General features: G+C 55.8%; 12 protein-coding genes. 6 read left to right on the top strand and 6 right to left on the bottom strand.

All coding sequences use genetic code 11. From position 1 onward, the window contains the following. Genes Q1L85_RS00675 through Q1L85_RS00665 form a run of 3 tightly spaced genes read right to left on the bottom strand, consistent with a single transcriptional unit; the run spans position 1 to position 2,157 of the window. Complete coding sequence (locus tag Q1L85_RS00675; RefSeq protein WP_300427572.1) at positions 1-273, bottom strand: hypothetical protein; 273 nt, start codon at positions 271-273, stop codon at positions 1-3. Beyond that, the gene (locus Q1L85_RS00670; protein WP_300431983.1) at positions 266-1,846 is read right to left on the bottom strand and encodes a PepSY-associated TM helix domain-containing protein; all 1,581 of its coding nucleotides are present in this window, start codon (positions 1,844-1,846) and stop codon (positions 266-268) included. The genes Q1L85_RS00675 and Q1L85_RS00670 overlap by 8 nt, the downstream gene beginning before the upstream one ends. Continuing rightward, entirely contained in the window at positions 1,843-2,157 is a 315-nt protein-coding gene (locus tag Q1L85_RS00665; protein ID WP_300427570.1) for a hypothetical protein, read from the bottom strand. The genes Q1L85_RS00670 and Q1L85_RS00665 overlap by 4 nt, the downstream gene beginning before the upstream one ends. A gap of 146 nt (positions 2,158-2,303) precedes the next feature. Here Q1L85_RS00665 and Q1L85_RS00660 point away from each other — a divergent pair, with 146 nt between their 5' ends. From Q1L85_RS00660 to Q1L85_RS00640, 5 genes are all read left to right on the top strand, one after another. Further along, positions 2,304-3,203: a hypothetical protein gene (locus Q1L85_RS00660; protein ID WP_300427568.1), complete on the top strand. Its 900-nt coding sequence runs from the start codon at positions 2,304-2,306 to the stop codon at positions 3,201-3,203. Between the two features lie 146 nt (positions 3,204-3,349). Then, on the top strand, positions 3,350-4,435 hold the full coding sequence (locus Q1L85_RS00655) for an HlyD family secretion protein (protein WP_300431980.1): 1,086 nt from the start codon (positions 3,350-3,352) through the stop codon (positions 4,433-4,435). Then, positions 4,428-7,154, top strand: a complete 2,727-nt coding sequence (gene rbbA / locus Q1L85_RS00650) for a ribosome-associated ATPase/putative transporter RbbA (protein ID WP_300425869.1) — start codon at positions 4,428-4,430, stop codon at positions 7,152-7,154. Before Q1L85_RS00655 ends, rbbA begins: the two co-directional genes overlap by 8 nt. Positions 7,155-7,158: 4 nt before the next feature. Further along, positions 7,159-8,274: an ABC transporter permease gene (locus Q1L85_RS00645; protein ID WP_300425868.1), complete on the top strand. Its 1,116-nt coding sequence runs from the start codon at positions 7,159-7,161 to the stop codon at positions 8,272-8,274. 133 nt (positions 8,275-8,407) lie between these two features. Beyond that, complete coding sequence (locus Q1L85_RS00640) at positions 8,408-10,717, top strand: hypothetical protein (protein ID WP_300425867.1); 2,310 nt, start codon at positions 8,408-8,410, stop codon at positions 10,715-10,717. 204 nt (positions 10,718-10,921) lie between these two features. Here the strand turns inward: Q1L85_RS00640 and Q1L85_RS00635 are convergent, their stop codons facing one another. The 3 genes from Q1L85_RS00635 to rep form a co-directional block, all read right to left on the bottom strand. Continuing rightward, on the bottom strand, positions 10,922-12,301 hold the full coding sequence (locus Q1L85_RS00635; protein ID WP_300425865.1) for a class II fumarate hydratase: 1,380 nt from the start codon (positions 12,299-12,301) through the stop codon (positions 10,922-10,924). 20 nt (positions 12,302-12,321) lie between these two features. Next, positions 12,322-12,651 (bottom strand): hypothetical protein, encoded by a 330-nt coding sequence (locus tag Q1L85_RS00630; RefSeq protein ID WP_300425863.1) that lies wholly within the window; start codon positions 12,649-12,651, stop codon positions 12,322-12,324. A 120-nt stretch (positions 12,652-12,771) separates the two neighbouring features. Then, positions 12,772-14,799, bottom strand: a complete 2,028-nt coding sequence (gene rep, locus Q1L85_RS00625; RefSeq protein WP_300425861.1) for a DNA helicase Rep — start codon at positions 14,797-14,799, stop codon at positions 12,772-12,774. A gap of 209 nt (positions 14,800-15,008) precedes the next feature. Between rep and Q1L85_RS00620 the strand changes: the two genes are divergently transcribed. Then, on the top strand, positions 15,009-16,628 hold the full coding sequence (locus Q1L85_RS00620; RefSeq protein WP_300425859.1) for an EAL domain-containing protein: 1,620 nt from the start codon (positions 15,009-15,011) through the stop codon (positions 16,626-16,628). The last annotated feature ends 58 nt before the right edge of the window (positions 16,629-16,686 follow it).

Here is a 16,686-nt window from a genome sequence, read left to right as displayed (position 1 = left end):
TCACTTGCTGCGATAAGCCACTGGCGGCAATGCCGCGATACACCAGCCAAGCATTGGAGCCCCACCCAGCCAGATGACAAAGGCAGCGCCCTGACCTGTCATCAGAAGCACTGGCCCGGGAAGCAGGGCCAGCCCCCATGCCAGACCGGCACGACGGGAGCCTGTAAATGCAGGCAATCGCGCCACGCGACGAGTGCGTGGATCAGTAAACTTCAGATAAGAAAAACCGACCAGACTCATCAGGAGTGCTGCGGACGCCAGCCACTCAACCATGTCGGACCTCCTGGCGGATCACTCTCTCTGTGGCCCGGAGGCGGTCGGCACCGCTACGCCGGGCTGCAATCAGTGACAGCAAACCACTGATCAGCAGCGTGAGATCCAGGCCGTGAACTGCAAATGGCCCGGGGCTCATCGCCAGACGTAGCACAGGCAAAGCAATCAGACTCAGGCCCAGCACTCGTTGAAACATCTGCTGCGTGCGCCATCCTGACGGCAGGAGCAGCGCTAAAACCAGACTGACAATCACACCCGATACAAATCCATTGAGCGTCCAGGCGACTACCTTTTCAGGCACCCGGCCATAACTCAGTAAGAATCCGGCCGACGCCACAGTCAGGGCGAAGGCAGTGCCGTATGCTGTCGCATCATTCAGGCGACTCATCAATCGCCAGCCCGTCGATTTTTCCCGACGGATACACCAGAGGTTCAGCCCGCTGTAAGTCAGGTAGCAGGTAGCCAGCCCCAGAGCCAGCCAGATAACTTTGGACATAAAACCAGCAAACAGCCCGAAGTGAAGCACTCCCATCAGGCTGACAAGATCACTGCCCAGTGAGGGCGATTTTCCCAGCGCTGGCTTTTCTCCGCGATAACTTCCGTCAACACCGCTATAGACGTGACTGCCCGTAAATAATGCGCCGTCGGAAGGGTCGTGAAATGTGGTAATCCGGGCATCTGCACGCCCCATATGCTCCACCAGCACAAATACCGGCAGGCTGCCCGCAGCCTCAGATGTCTGTACATGCCGGATAACAGGCTCCAGCCCGATGAACGATGCCGGAGTCGGGTCCTCTTCCTCCGGTACTCCGATCACGACCTCAATCGCTTTCTGCTGATCCCCCTCAAACGCCGTCATTGCAATAACCGGAAGCCCCAGTGTCGTGGCGAAGCTGAAGAAAGCCCCAGTGAACGCGACGATAACGGCAAATAGCAGGCTCCAGGTGCCCGCAAGAGTATGGCGGTCACGAGCCCGAAGTTCCCGTAGCTTCTGACGTGGAGAAAGAAACATGTCCATAATCAGATGGCGGTGCAGAATAAAACCGGAGACCGCAGAAACCAGCAGTATCAGACCCAGCAAGCCCGTCAGATACAGACCTACAGGATCAGGGGTATATAACCGTACGTGAAGATCGACGAGAAAATCATGCAGAAAACTGCTGGAGACATCCGGCAGATCATCGGCAAACCCCTCCTCCCGGCTGACGACCTGCATATTTGCAGGATCAATCACAAACCGCACACCTACGTCTTCAGGCAGACCACCTCCCGCCTGAGCCTCATGGGTATGGAAGAACGCCACCAGGTAGCCTGCGGCATTCTGAGACACCGTCAGCTCCTCATGATATTTCTCCGGAACCTCACGGGTAAGCTCTGAGAGTCGGTGGTCAAGAGGGCCAGCCAGAGCGTCATCAATTCCATGGCCGCCAACCGACCAGGCGCCGATCTCGTGTGAAAATACGGCAAGCGCACCAGTCAGAACCACGACATAGAGCGCGAGCCCGAACAGTACTGCCGTCCAGCCATGGATATCAATCAGGCGCCCGGTCGCAGACTTTGATACCCGAATCATGAGAGGGCTCCCATCACGGAGGCAGCGACCAGTCCACCGTTTAACAGCAATAAGCTCAGCATGACGCACAATGCTCTGATCACATGGGTCTCCAGCACAGCGTAGAAAAAGCACACTGCCCAGATCAGAGGAAAAATAACCAGCGGAATGACCAGATGATTGATGCCTGCGGCACCCGGAGGAAGCCATAACGACATCGATGCCATCAGCGTGACTGAGAGAAGCAGTGTTACGAACGTCGCCAGCCAGAATCTGAGTGAGTACAGGTAACGGAACCGGTTGCCCGTCACTTTTCGGTGGGATACTGCCATAGCCTGATCACTCCTCGGACGACTGGCTGCGGATCTTACACATAAATGCAAATCATTATCAATACAAGAGATTGCAGGTGGTGGGGATTGTGGTTGTTATCCGCCAGTCATCAGGTAACAATGCTCACAAAATAAGGAAATTGTTCATGATCCGATTCCGTCTTTTACCGCTGCTGTTTATTCCCCTGTTCACCGCTTCCGTACACAGTGAAGAGTCCTCAGTCGCTACTGAGCCGACCCTCAGCTTCGATGCGCTGACAGGAAACATAGAACTGCGTAACGGTGAAGCGCCACTCACTCTTCTGGAGCTGAGCGTCAGCAACCCCTCTGAAGCGCTCTATCAGGGGAAGGTCCGCTTTCATGACGGTGATGAACTGGATGTCAGCCTGGCAGGCGGTGAATCGACAACTCTGAGCCTCAGTCCTTCTGTGCGCCATGCTGGCAAAACAGACCTGTTACAGAAAACAGAAATTGATCTGGCCCTTGAGATCGATGGTATGGAGGCGCCCGCCGTCGCCAAAACCGACATCGATATCATTATCCCCGCTGCAGCCTACCCCCTTGTCCGGGCGGAACCTCCGGTGATGGATAACGGACGGGACAATCAGGCGCAGTATGAGTATTACGCACTGGGGCAACAGACCCAGCCGCTGACGCTGACCTACAACCCGGGACCAGTTAATCTGACGGTGCGTAAAACCGTCTATCCGATCCCGGTGGAATCCGGCCCCGTTGAAATCAGCATTGAAGTCACTAATAACGGCAGCGAAACAGCGCAGAACCTGACTTTAAGAGATGCACTGAGCAACTCAGATTTCGGCGGCGAAGGGGAGGCCTTCAGCCGCTTCGCTGCAAGCGAAGACGATATTGAACTGGTATGGCAGGCAAACATCGACGCGCTCGCCCCCGGTGAGAGCCAGCGCTTCAACTATACAGTAACCGCCCGTTATGCCGTAGGCGATAAACAGTTACCAGCCACGACAGTCATCATGAACGATGAGCTGACAGGGCTGAGTAATAAAGTCTGGCTGCCGAAATGGCACTGACGCTTCCCCAACTCAAAATGTAACAATTCAGGCCGCAAAATTGACCTCTGTCAGTGTTCACTGATTTCTACTGACAGAGTGATTGATTGTCCGTTCAGGCGCCCCCTACACTGAGCGCTCAGCTCACCTCCTGACGGACCCGGCCTATGAATCTTTCTGCGCGCACCCTTGCCCTCCCTGTCATTGTCGCCCTGGCAGCTGCTGCGGCGGTTTACCAATGGCACGATGGCCGCGAAGACCCGGCAACGCAGGGGCTGATATCCGGCAACGGACGTATCGAAGCCACGGAAATCGATATTGCGACTAAGCTGGCTGGACGTCTGGATGACGTGCTGGTGAAAGAAGGAGACTTCGTCACCCGTGGCCAGCCACTGGCCAGGATGCAGATATCAACCCTCGAAGCACAGCGTAATGAAGTTCTGGCACAACAGGCGCAGGCGCAGGCCGCGGTTGCCAGTGCAGAAGCCCAGGTCGCCATGCGCAGGAGCGATGTCGCCACGCTGAACGCAGTAAAAGTACAACGTCAGACCGATCTCGACACCGCCCGCAACCGCCTGCGCCGTTCCGAAAAACTCGCCAATGAAGGCTCGCTTTCACACCAACTCCTTGAAGACAGTCAGGCCGCCGTTCGCAGTGCAGAAGCCGCGTTAAAAGCCGCCCTCGCACAGATCCGCGCCGGCGATGCCGCCATCACCGCAGCGCTGGCGCAGGTAAAAGGCGCGGAGGCCGCAGTCTCCGCCCTGTCTGCGACCCTCGATCGTATCGACCACGAAATTGCCGACAGCCAGCTGATCGCGCCGCGTGATGGCCGGGTGCAGTTTATGGTGACGCAACCGGGCGAGGTCCTGGGTGCCGGGGGCAAGGTGCTGAACATGGTCGACCTGACCGACGTGTATATGACCTTCTTTCTGCCTGAAACCGTTGCCGGGCGGATTGCACTCGGCAGCGACGTGCGGCTGGTGCTCGATGCGGCTCCCGGATACGTCATCCCGGCGGAAGTATCCTTTGTCGCCTCTACCGCGCAGTTCACGCCTAAAACAGTGGAAACCGAGAGCGAACGCCAGAAGCTGATGTTCCGCGTTCGTGCACGCATTGCTCCTGAACTACTGAAAGCCCATATCACTCAGGTGAAAACCGGATTGCCCGGCGTCGCCTGGCTGAAAACAGAAGCCGATGCCACCTGGCCTCCGTCGTTGCAGGTAAACGTCCGCGCGGACAACGCCGGTGAGTAATATCGCGGCATCGCTCAAGGGCGTCAGCCTCAGTTACGGCAAGACCGACGCGTTGCGGGATATTTCTCTGGAGATTCCGGCGGGGAAGATGGTCGGACTGATCGGCCCGGACGGTGTCGGCAAAAGCAGCCTGCTATCCCTGCTGTCGGGTGCCCGAGCCCTGCAGACAGGAAAAATAGACGTACTGGGCGGCGATATGGCGAGCCGCAGCCATCGCAACCAGATCTGCCCGGGTATCGCCTATATGCCTCAGGGGCTCGGCCGGAATCTCTACCCGACATTATCCGTCGAGGAAAACCTGCAGTTTTTCGCGCGGCTGTTCGGGCACAACAAAGCCGAACGCCGCCGGCGGATCGATAGCCTTACCCGTCAGACCGGGCTGCACGACTTTCTGCAACGCCCCGCCGGTAAGCTTTCCGGTGGAATGAAGCAGAAGCTCGGGTTATGCTGCGCGCTGATCCATGACCCTGAACTGCTGATTCTCGATGAGCCTACCACCGGGGTTGATCCGCTTGCCCGGGCGCAGTTCTGGCAATTGATCGCCAGCATCCGACAGCAGCGACCAGACATGAGCGTGGTGGTGGCAACGGCGTATATGGATGAAGCCCGGCGCTTTGACGATCTGGTGGTGATGAATGACGGTCAGGTTCTCGCCACCGGAACACCCCAAGAGCTGTTACATCAGACCGGAGCCAGCACACTCGAACAAGCCTTTATCCGCCTGCTCCCTGACGATCAGAAACGGGGCCATCAGACCGTAGAGATACCACCGCTGCAGGTGTCTGACGATGCGGACTACGCGATTGAAGCCGAAGAACTGACCATGCGCTTCGGTGACTTTACTGCGGTCGATAAGGTCAGCCTGCGAATCCGCCGGGGCGAAATCTTCGGTTTTCTCGGCTCCAATGGCTGCGGAAAAACCACGACCATGAAAATGCTCACAGGGCTTCTGCCCGCGACCAGCGGCGAAGCAAAACTGTTCGGGCACAAAGTCGAAGCCCGCGACATCGCCACCCGCCGCCGCGTGGGGTATATGTCGCAATCCTTTTCGCTTTATAGCGAATTAAGCGTCGCGCAGAATCTGGCACTGCATGCCCGGCTGTTCAGTGTACCGGAAACGCAGGTCGAGGCCCGCTGTGAAGAAATGCTGCAACGATTTGGTCTTACCGGGGTGCGCCACAGTCTGCCGGGCAATCTGCCCATGGGTCTGCGTCAGCGCCTGTCGCTGGCGGTGGCGATGGTGCACAAGCCCGAGTTGCTGATCCTCGATGAGCCCACCTCCGGCGTAGACCCGGTGGCCCGAGACCAGTTCTGGCAGCTACTTGGCGAATTATCGCGCCGGGATCGGGTGACTATTTTTATCTCCACGCACTTTATGAACGAAGCCGAGCGCTGTGACCGCATGTCGATGATGCATGCCGGACGGATTCTCGACAGTGACACGCCTCAGGCGCTGACAGAAAAACGTGGCGCACAGACACTCGAAGAGGCTTTTATCCGTTATCTGGTCGAAGCTACAGGGACGGCTCAGTCTGCGCAGCCAGCTGAAACTTCACCCTCCACCGAGCACAGAACGCATGCCCGCCCCGCTGTATTTTCACCGCTGCGCCTCTGGAGCTACCTCTGGCGGGAAAGCCTGGAACTACAACGAGACCCGATCCGTGCCACTCTGGCGCTGGTCGGATCGCTCATCCTGATGCTGGTGATGGGCTATGGCATCAGCCTCGACGTTAACGATCTCAGCTATGCGGTACTTGATTACGACCAGACGTCGGTCAGCGAGAGCTACCAGCTCAGCCTCGAAGGCTCGCCTTACTTTTACGGTGCGGCACCACTGATCAGTGGACGGGATATGGAACAACGTCTGCAATCCGGAGAGCTGACCGCAGCGATAGAAATCCCCCCTGGGTTTGGCCGGGATCTGAAAGCAGGAAATCAGGTTGAAATCGGTGCCTGGGTCAATGGCGCGATGCCGACCCGCGGAGAAATGGTGATGGGATATATGCAAGGCATCCATTATCAATGGCTTGCCGATACCGCCCGTGCCAGCGGCATGGGAGACCTGCTCACTCAGGCCGTTACCGTCGAAACCCGCTATCGCTATAACCCAGAGGTAAAAAGTCTGCCCGCTATCGTGCCGGCCATTATCCCCATTCTGCTGCTGATGATGCCTGCCATGCTGACAGCCTTATCAGTCGTGCGTGAAAAAGAGCTGGGATCGATCGTCAACCTATACGTCACGCCTGTCACCCGTACCGAGTTTCTGGTCGGGAAACAGCTACCTTATGTGGCACTGGCGATGCTGAATTTTCTCTTAATGTGCCTGCTGGCCGTGACCCTGTTTGGAGTGCCTGTAACCGGAGATTTTCTGACCCTGTCACTGGCCTCGCTGATCTACTGTCTGGTCGCAACGGGCATGGGACTGCTGGTCTCCGCCGTCACGAAAAGCCAGATCGCTGCCATATTTTTCGCCATGATCGGCACTCTGATTCCGGCGGTGCAGTATTCCGGGCTGACCAATCCAGTCAGCTCACTGGAAGGGACGGCCCGATATATCGGTGATGTTTACCCGGCCACCCACATGGTCATGATCAGTCGTGGCGTTTTCAACAAAGCACTGACCTTCACAGATCTCCAGGGGTCCTTTATGCCGATGATTATCGCGGCGTTAGTGATCATGCTGGTCGCCGTCCTTCTGTTACGGAAGCAGGAGCGCTGAAACCATGATGAATATCTTCCGACTTGGTATTAAAGAACTCTGGAGTTTATGGCGCGACCCCATGATGCTGGTGCTGATTATTTTCACCTTCAGCGTTGCCATTTACAGCGCCGCCAGCGCCATTCCCGAAGCACTGAACCACGCCGCGATAGCCATCGTCGACGAAGATGATTCACCGCTGTCGTTGCGTATACGCAGTGCTTTCTCCCCCCCGCAGTTTCAGCACCCGGAGCGTATCAGCCTGAGCGACATCGACCCCGGAATGGACACCGGGCGTTATACGTTTGTGGTCAACATTCCCCCCGGCCTGCAAGCCGACCTGTTAGCAGGACGTGAAGCGTCGATCCAACTGAATGTCGATGCAACGCGCATGAGCCAGGCATTTTCCGGCACCGGCTACGTCGAGCAGATCATCCAGTATGAAGTCGCCGAGTTTCTGCGCGGCTATCGTGCTGAAACAACATTACCGGTATCGCTGGTTGTCCGTGCACGCTTTAACCCTGCGCTCGACAAAGGCTGGTTTGGCGCACTGACCGAACTCATCACGCAGATCACTCTGCTGTCGATTATTCTCACCGGGGCAGCACTGATACGAGAGCGCGAACACGGCACTGTCGAACACCTGTTAGTGATGCCGGTGACTCCCGGACAGATTATGGTGGCCAAAATCTGGTCAATGGGCCTGGTGGTACTGGGCGCCGCCTTTCTGTCGATGAAATTTATCGTTCAGGGCGCATTGCAGGTGCCGATTGAAGGCTCACTGACGCTCTTCTTCGCCGGCACCGCCATCCACCTGTTTGCGACCACCTCAATGGGGATTTATCTGGCAACTCTGGCGCGTAGCATGCCTCAGTTCGGACTGCTGATCGTTCTGACCATGCTGCCTCTGCAGATGCTGTCTGGCGGTATGACCCCGCGTGAAAGCATGCCTTCGGCCGTCGCAGACATTATGCTGCTGGCACCAACGACGCACTTTGTTGAACTCGGGCAAGCAATTCTGTTCCGCGGTGCCGGACTCGGGATTGTCTGGCCACAGTTTCTGGCACTGATCATCATCGGTAGTGTTCTTTTTCTGTTATCGCTGCGCAGGTTCCGTCAGGCTATCGTCAACATGGCCTGAGACACAGATCACACTTATCCAGCCACTCTGGCCTGAGTGGAATCAGAGTCACTTCTGTCAGCTCCCTCTGGGCGGAAATACCCGACGACGCTGCTTTACTGATCAGACCTTCCCCGTTATGAGACATGATCCTATGCAACGTCATTACAGCACCAAGACGGCCCTGCTGGCCGCCATTCTCGCAGCCACCGGCTGCTCTTCTAATTCAGACTCACGCGACGACGATTCCGGTTCGTCGACAACCGGGACAGAGTTTTCCGGGAAAGTCGCTGACGGTTATCTTGCCGGCGCCCGTGTGTGTCTGGATCTGAACAGCAACAATGCCTGTGATGACGGCGAACCAAGCACAGTCTCGGCCTCGGGTGGTGCATTTACTCTGGAAGGTGTCACACAGGAGCAACTGGAGTCATCTCCGATTGTGGTGGAAATCATTGTCGGTGAGACCGTCGACGAGGACGAGCCCGGAGTAGCGATCAGCAAAACCTACACTCTGTCAGCTCCGGCCGGATCTGCGTTCGTCAGCCCCCTGACCACCATGGTTCAGAATGAAATCAAAGAAAAAGGCATGTCACCTGACGAAGCGAAAGCCAGTATTAAGGCACGCCTGGGCACAGACGTAGACCCATCGGCAGACTATGTCGCGGGAGCCAGCGACGAAGCAAACGCCGATGAGTATGCGCGCCTCCACAAGGTGGCTCAGGTAACGCGCGCGGTGATGCAGCAGAACCGCGAGCTGGTGAACGAAGTAGTCGGCGAAACAGGTGTCACTGAAGACGACCTGATGGCGTTGATTATTAATCAGGTACTGGACGCGCTGGATGATATCAAAAACGCAGTAGACGGCGCGGGCGATGGGTTTGATGCGGATGATCTGGCAGGCAGCGACGAGCTGGCCGGCACCCGTCTCGATCCGTCCGAAGTAGAGAACGATATTCAGCAACGCCGTGATAATCGCGAAGCCGTTGCAGCCAATCTGGGCGCACTGATCACAGGTGGCGATGGCCTGTACTTCTTTGAAAGCGATGAATACAGCGACGTTGCCGAGTTTTTCTACGGCCACGTATCTGTCGATTCCGAAAGCGGTAATATCGGTGTCGACAATTACATGTGGGAGAACGGTCTTGGCGGCGGCTCATGGGTACTCGACGATTCTGAATCAACAGAGCAGGACTGCTACCTGACCGGAAGCAACTGGGTCTGTGTCAGTGAGGACGCTGAGACAATTACCGTCGATGGAAATCGCATCCGCATTCTGCGCAGTGATCTGGCGGTCACGGAAGAATTTATCTCTGGTGTCGAGGCAAACCTGAACGGCCGCAGCGTATCGGCGTACCTGCGCGATTCTGCGTACCCTCTGGCACTGACCCCCGGCGCCGTGTTCGGTGAAGGTGCCAAAGGCTATAAACTCACATTCACCCGCACGAATGAACAGTATCGCCTGTGGAAAGAGAACGCAGAAACCTATTGCGGCGAATCGGCCTTCAGCACGACTGAACCATGGACCAATACCGACGCCTGGTGTAACAACGTCTTTATGAGCTGGGATCAGGGGTCAGAAAGCCACGGTATGGCCGCGACGTCTCTTGCACAGCTGGTTACGTCATCCGCCGCCAGTGAGCCTGCCAGCGTGAATGACATTATTGGCTTCGATGTCTACGGCCACGATAGCCGCTTCCGCGCTGAACTGGTCAGTGGCGGAATCGTCAGCTACTGGAAAGAAGACTACAACAATGACCTGGGCACAACAGTGGTAGAGCGCGCTTCGGTATCCACCTGGAGCTATCGTGAGATCGGCGGTGTGACCGTAATCCGGGCAGAAATTCCACAGGATCTGCGTGGTCAGGGTGACATCGATCGCGACGATGCGGCTTTCCTGCTTGCGGTCGTTGATGGGTACGTCCGTGGCGGTGAAGTACTGATGGCTGGTGCAGCCAATGATGACCAGTGGGTATTCAACGATGCGGCGGCTACTGCCATTAAAAATGCCTTTGATGAATCACTGCAGTATCCACTGGGCCTGTGTGAAAGTGCTGACAATGAAGAGGCTACGCTGACCGACTTTACTACTGCAATGAGCAACTGCGGCACAGAAGAGACGATGGGCGCACTCGACCTCATTGATAAGAAGCTGAAAATTGAAGACGGTGTCTTCTCCTTCTCTTCGGGTGGTGCAGGTGAATACACAGGACGGGTAAACGACAGCTATGGCACCCTGAGCTTCAGCTGGTCTAACCCTGCAGAAAGCAACGCACTGGTCATTAATGCACAGACCACGGATGACGCCGGCGCAGCGCTTTTCCTGCGACTGACCGTTGGCCTGGTTCAAGGCAATGCAAGGGCGCTCAGCCTGGTCACCTTCTCTCAGGAAGAATCCAGCTCAGCCGCACTTGATGCCGAAGGTGCCTCCGGTGAACTCCGGGCGGAGCACTGGGAATTCCGCTGAGTTAACTCCCCTGCGAAAGGCCCCTTCCGGGGCCTTTTTTTGCAAAACCCGGCTGACTCTTTAATGATAATGTCTCTGTCAGCACCCCCGAGACTGCAATCGGCATCCTGGACAGGGGACAGATATCAAGAAAAGTTATTCTGAAGATCAGTCCCCGCTCAGGCTTACACTGGCTCGGATGAATGTTGCACTTACCCCGGTACTTTACAGACCACCATGTGTCAGCTTCTCGGGATTCAGCAGACGTTCCAGCTCTGCTTTTCCGTGATCTGTCTGTTCATCAGCCACATCAATAATCGGACGTCCTTCCCGGTACGCCTGCTTCGCTATTTCCGCGGCTTTCAGATATCCGATCACAGGGTTCAAGGCAGTAACCAGAACCGGATTGCGCCCCAATGCCTCCTGCAGCTTTTCTTCTTTTACGGTGAATCCCGCAATGGCTTTATCTGCCAGAAGAAGTGAGACATTCGCTAACAGAGAGATACTGTGCAAGAGATTCTGTGCCACCACAGGGAGCATCACGTTCAGCTCGAAATTACCGGACTGACCCGCAACAGCGATACATGCGTCATTTCCCATAACCTGTGCAGCAACCATCGCTGCAGCTTCCGGAATTACTGGGTTCACTTTTCCGGGCATGATCGACGAACCGGGCTGAAGCGCTTCCAACTCGATTTCTCCAAGCCCCGCTAACGGGCCTGAATTCATCCAACGAAGATCGTTGGCAATCTTCATCATCGCAACCGCCTGGGTCTTCAATGTGCCCGAAATAGCCACTGCTGTATCCTGCGCGGCAATACGTGAGAAATAATCATCTGCAGGACGAAAATCAATGCCTTGCTCTTCACTTAATACGCGACAACATAGTGTAGAAAAATCAGGGTGAGCATTAATACCGGTACCCACAGCCGTACCTCCAAGAGCCAGCGCCTGTAATGCCGGAAGCTGCTGTTCCAGCCTCTGAATATTTTCTTCTGTCTGCGTCGCCCAGCTCCCCAGAGACTGACTCATACGCACGGGCATGGCGTCCATCAGATGCGTACGGCCCGTTTTAACGAAACCATCAACCTCTTCTGCTTTTTTACGTATCGTGCCGGCAAGATGCTGCAACGCAGGCAACAGTGAATGACGGATTTCAGCGGCAGCACTGATGTGGATAACCGAAGGAATTACATCGTTACTACTTTGCCCATAATTAATATGATCATTTGGGCTGACACTTACTCCCGCGTAACGACTTGCCAGGGTCGCCAGAACTTCGTTGGCATTCATGTTAGTGCTGGTACCAGAGCCCGTCTGGAAGATATCTACCGGAAAATGCTGCATCAACTCCGGGCTTCCGAGCAGTTCGTCCGCCGCCTGTACGATTGCTGCGCCTGTATCTGCATCGATCTGCTGCAGCTGCTGGTTGGCTACCGCCGCCGCTTTCTTAAGGCTGATCAGAGCACGGATAAATGCTTCTGGCATGGGTTGCCCACTGACCGGAAAATTTTTTATCGCCCGCTGAGTCTGGGCTCCATAAAGTGCATCTTCCGGTACGTTGAGTTCGCCCATGCTGTCTTTTTCAATGCGGGTACGGCTCATGCGGTTTTCTCCTGTTCAGGCTATCTGAGGCCAGCGGTAAAATATTGTCCGCCAACAGACAATTCATAGGTGAGTGCGCGCAAACGGCGCTTCTGAGGTTCGGTTCGTGCCAGACGACTGAGTTCCCTCAATGGCCAGCAGATATTGTCGAGACAAGCGATACGCCACTGACGGGGAAGCAACTCATCGAAGGCGGTCTCCATAAGCAGGCAGAACTGATCTTCGTTAGACTGCCAGGAATCCTGACCGCACAGTAGCAGCCAGTCGTGGATAAGCTGAGGGGTGTCAGGCGCTTCGGCCCAGCGGATCTTTCGCTCAAAAATCCGTCGCTGCTGTTCGCGGGGAGACATACCTGTTCCTTCGTGAATCTCAGAGTGTCCGCGATGACGGGGTGCTCGCCACCGCGGACGCATCTAAGATACGCACATCCGGATTAGATACAAGTGCGAATCATTATTATTTGAAGAAGATCAGAAATCAGCCAACATGTTCTTCAGGCTACTCAGCGTTTCCTGGCCACGCTGTTTGGCTTCTTCAGCAGATACTTCGGTGCGACCCTCCCAGACGATGTCGTCCGGGGGTAATTCATCCAGAAAACGTGAGTGTGTTGTGTCCATGGCTTCACCAAACTGCCGACGCTTGCCTGCGTACGTAAGAGTCAGCGTACGTTTCGCCCGCGTGATCCCCACGTACATCAGTCGCCGCTCTTCTTCGATGGTGTCGGCTTCAATGCTGTTGCGATGCGGCATCAGCTCTTCTTCCATCCCCATGATATACACATGGGGATACTCCAGACCCTTAGAGGCGTGCAAGGTCATCAGCTGAACCTGATCGGCATCATCCTCATCGCCCTGTTGCTCCAGCATATCGCGCAGGATCAGCTTGCCAACTGCGTCTTCAATGGTGCATTCGTCGCCCATCTCATCAGCCTTATCGATCATTTTCTGGATCTGATCGACCAGAAACCAGACGTTTTTCATACGCCGTTCGGCCTGATGAGGTGTCCCTGAGTTCTGAAACAGATAGCCTTCATAATCAATGTCAGCGATCATTTCTTTAATCGCAGCTACAGCGTCGTCGGTATAGGCATTGCGGGTGATGCGCTCGAGCCAGTGTCCGAAACGCCGCAGTCGATCCAGAGCTTTTGGCATCAGGAACTGCTCCAGCCCCATTTCGGTCGTGGCTGCAATCATGCTGGTGTTCCGCATCGCAGCGTATTCACTGAGCTTCTCAATCGTGCTTGGGCCGATCTCACGGCGAGGGGTATTCACGACCCGCAGAAACGCGGCATCGTCGGTCGGGTTAATCAGCAGACGCAGATACGCCATGATGTCTTTGATTTCGTTACGACCGAAGAAAGACTGACCACCGCTGAGCTTGTAAGGCACCTGATACGCCTGCAGCTTCATTTCAATCATACGCGACTGGTGATTGCCCCGGTAAAGCACGGCGAAATCGCGGTAACCACAGCCATAGCGCAGGCGCCGTTCAACAATCTCTGTCGCGATGCGCTCCGCTTCCACCTCATCGTTTTTACATTTAAGAATCTTGATCGGGTCGCCGTACCCCTTATCAGACCAGAGCTTCTTATCGAATTCGTGCGGGTTGTTATCAATCACGACGTTGGCGGCGTTCAGAATCAATCCGGTAGAACGGTAGTTCTGCTCAAGCTTCACCAGTTTCAGCGACGGGAAGTCCTTCTTCAGCAATGCCAGGTTTTCGGGCTTAGCGCCCCGCCAGGCATAGATCGACTGGTCATCATCCCCTACCACAGTCAGACCATTGCGGTGACCCACCAATAGTTTTACCAGCTCGTACTGAGAGGTGTTGGTGTCCTGATACTCATCCACCAGCAGGTAGCGGATTTTCTTCTGCCAGCGCGTCAGTACCTCTGGGTTATCCCGGAAGAGCACCGTGGGCACCATAATCAGATCGTCAAAGTCGACGGCGTTGTACGCCCTGAGCATGCGTTGATAAACGCTGTATGTCTGGGCAATCAGCTGCTCCTGTGGGCTTGCCGCGGTGCGGATTGCGTCTTCGGGAGAGATAAGGTCATTTTTCAGGTTGGAAATGGTGTTCTGAATCATATCGATCATATCGCCATCATCACCGTGTTCACGGTGCATCACATCGCGGATGATGCCCTTGCAGTCATCCTGATCGAGGATAGAGAACCCCTGTTTGTAACCAGCGGCCTGCAACTCGTGACGGACAATATTCAGCCCGAGGTTGTGGAACGTAGAGACCGTCAGCCCGCGCGCACCACCCCGGCCAACCAGTTGCATCACACGCTCTTTCATCTCCCGCGCGGCCTTATTGGTAAAGGTCACGGCTGCGATATGGTGCGGTTTGATGCCGCATGCATCAATCAGGTAGGCGATTTTACGGGTGATCACACTGGTCTTCCCTGAGCCAGCACCAGCCAGTACCAGCAGGGGACCATCAATATACTTGGCAGCTTCACGCTGACGTGGATTGAGCTGACTTAAATCGACCACTTGAACACCTCTGTTTCGAGCGCAGATTCTACCAGCATTGCCCGCATATGAAATCGCCCCCGGTAACTTCTGTCACTGAGATTTCGCTATGAGTCAGGTTGAGCGGTGGGTTGCGCCCGAAGGAGCTATTTACGTCAATTTTTCGCAAATTCTGCAAATGTCGCCTATATGTATCTGGGGCTTCCGACTTTTATGGGGACACACAGGGAATGAACCAACAGACGGCAAATCGTCTACCACCGCTGCTGGTACTGGGCACGGAGAGAGCTCTCCCGGATCTGCTGATTAACTGGCTTGACCGTGAGGCAGAAGAATCAGAAATAACCATGCGCACCGGCATGCTGGATGCATTTCTGCCGGTCCCCAGTGGACATATGGCTATTGTGGTTGCTCCACACCGGGACCCGGGCCTGCGGGACCGCGTACAGGAGCTGAGTCTGCATATTCCCACCCTGATCATCGGTCGCCCGGAAGAACGCGCCTATTACCCCGACGCCTGCACCTGGCTGGATGAGCACCAGATGTCGCCCCAGGCCTTACGCCATGGACTGCACGATCTGTTCGCCTGCGTTCAGGGACAGCTCCGGCCGCTTCTTCCCCGACACACCTGGATTCGCCAGTTCCGTGCCCGCACAGAATGCGAAGACGGCCTTTTTATTCAGCTGGTAAGCTGTCGGTGGCGCCCTGCGGCCGCCGGTGACAGTGCAGAACTTCGCCTTGCTACACAGCAATCGTTTGAACATCAGCTGCGCGCTCAGGCCCCGGACGATGCCCTGCTGGGCAAACTTCTCGATGACCAGTTTGTTGTTATAAGCCGGGATGCTGAAGCCCTGTCCAAGAAGTGGATGAAGTCCTTCGAAGACGACATCAATTACCTTTGGACCGCCTTTCTCAGCGGTCCCGCGCCGATCAGCAACTACGATGATCTGGGCGGTGCCCTGCAGAAGTGTGTCCGTCAGGTCGAGCGCATCCGCATGTTACAGAGCGGCCTCGGATCACGCGCACTCAGCACCACCGAATCGCTGGTCGTTCATGACCTGATCCGCGCGATGCGCAGCAAAGAGTTTTATCTCGAGTTTCAGCCGCAGTTCGATACCCACACTGGGCGCATGACTGGCGCAGAGGCTCTGCTGCGCTGGCTGCACCCGAATCTGGGCGTCGTGCCTCCCACTACTTTTATCCGCGATGCAGAAATGGCCGGACTGATCCGGACACTGGGCACCTGGGCTATGCGCGAGACGCTGCAGGCCTGGCACCGGCTGAGCGAACAGGGCGTGACCCTGCGCATGTCAGTGAACGTATCCTTTCCGGAGGTGGCAGATCCGGACTACGCTGAAAAAGTTCTCAGTCTGCTTGAAGAATATCGTGTCCCGGCCCGCTGCCTGGAACTTGAACTGACAGAAACCGCGATGATGCTGGATGCCAGTGTGTCTCTGTATAACCTTCAGACACTGAAACAGGCAGGCGTTCATATTGTGCTCGACGATTTCGGCACTGGCTTTTCTTCGCTCTCACATCTCAGCGACCTGCCGATCACAGGCATCAAGCTGGACCGCGCGTTTGTTACTCCGCTGTCCGGCAGCGATGAGTCATTACCGCAACTTCATATTGTCTCGGCAATGCTGGATCTCGCGCGGCGTCTGGGACTGGAGACTACCGCCGAAGGGGTGGAAGATCAGCGTTGTCTGGATGTGATCAATTCACTTGGGTGTGATCGGGTGCAGGGGTATTTCTATGCCCAGCCGATGTCTATGGACAAGCTGGTTGAACGCGCCAGTGTGCACGAAGCGGTGCTGTGCGATTACTCAGGTCAGCAAAGCCTGTTCTGACTATTGTCCGAAAAAAACTTCACTGGTGTAAGGGCTGGGCGTCGCCAGGTGGTACCAG

Origin of the sequence: uncultured Thalassolituus sp. (assembly GCF_950066645.1) — a bacterium.
Lineage (GTDB): Bacteria > Pseudomonadota > Gammaproteobacteria > Pseudomonadales > Oceanobacteraceae > Thalassolituus.
The sequence above is the reverse complement of the archived record's forward strand: the minus strand, read 5'-3'. Positions and strand labels throughout refer to the sequence as shown.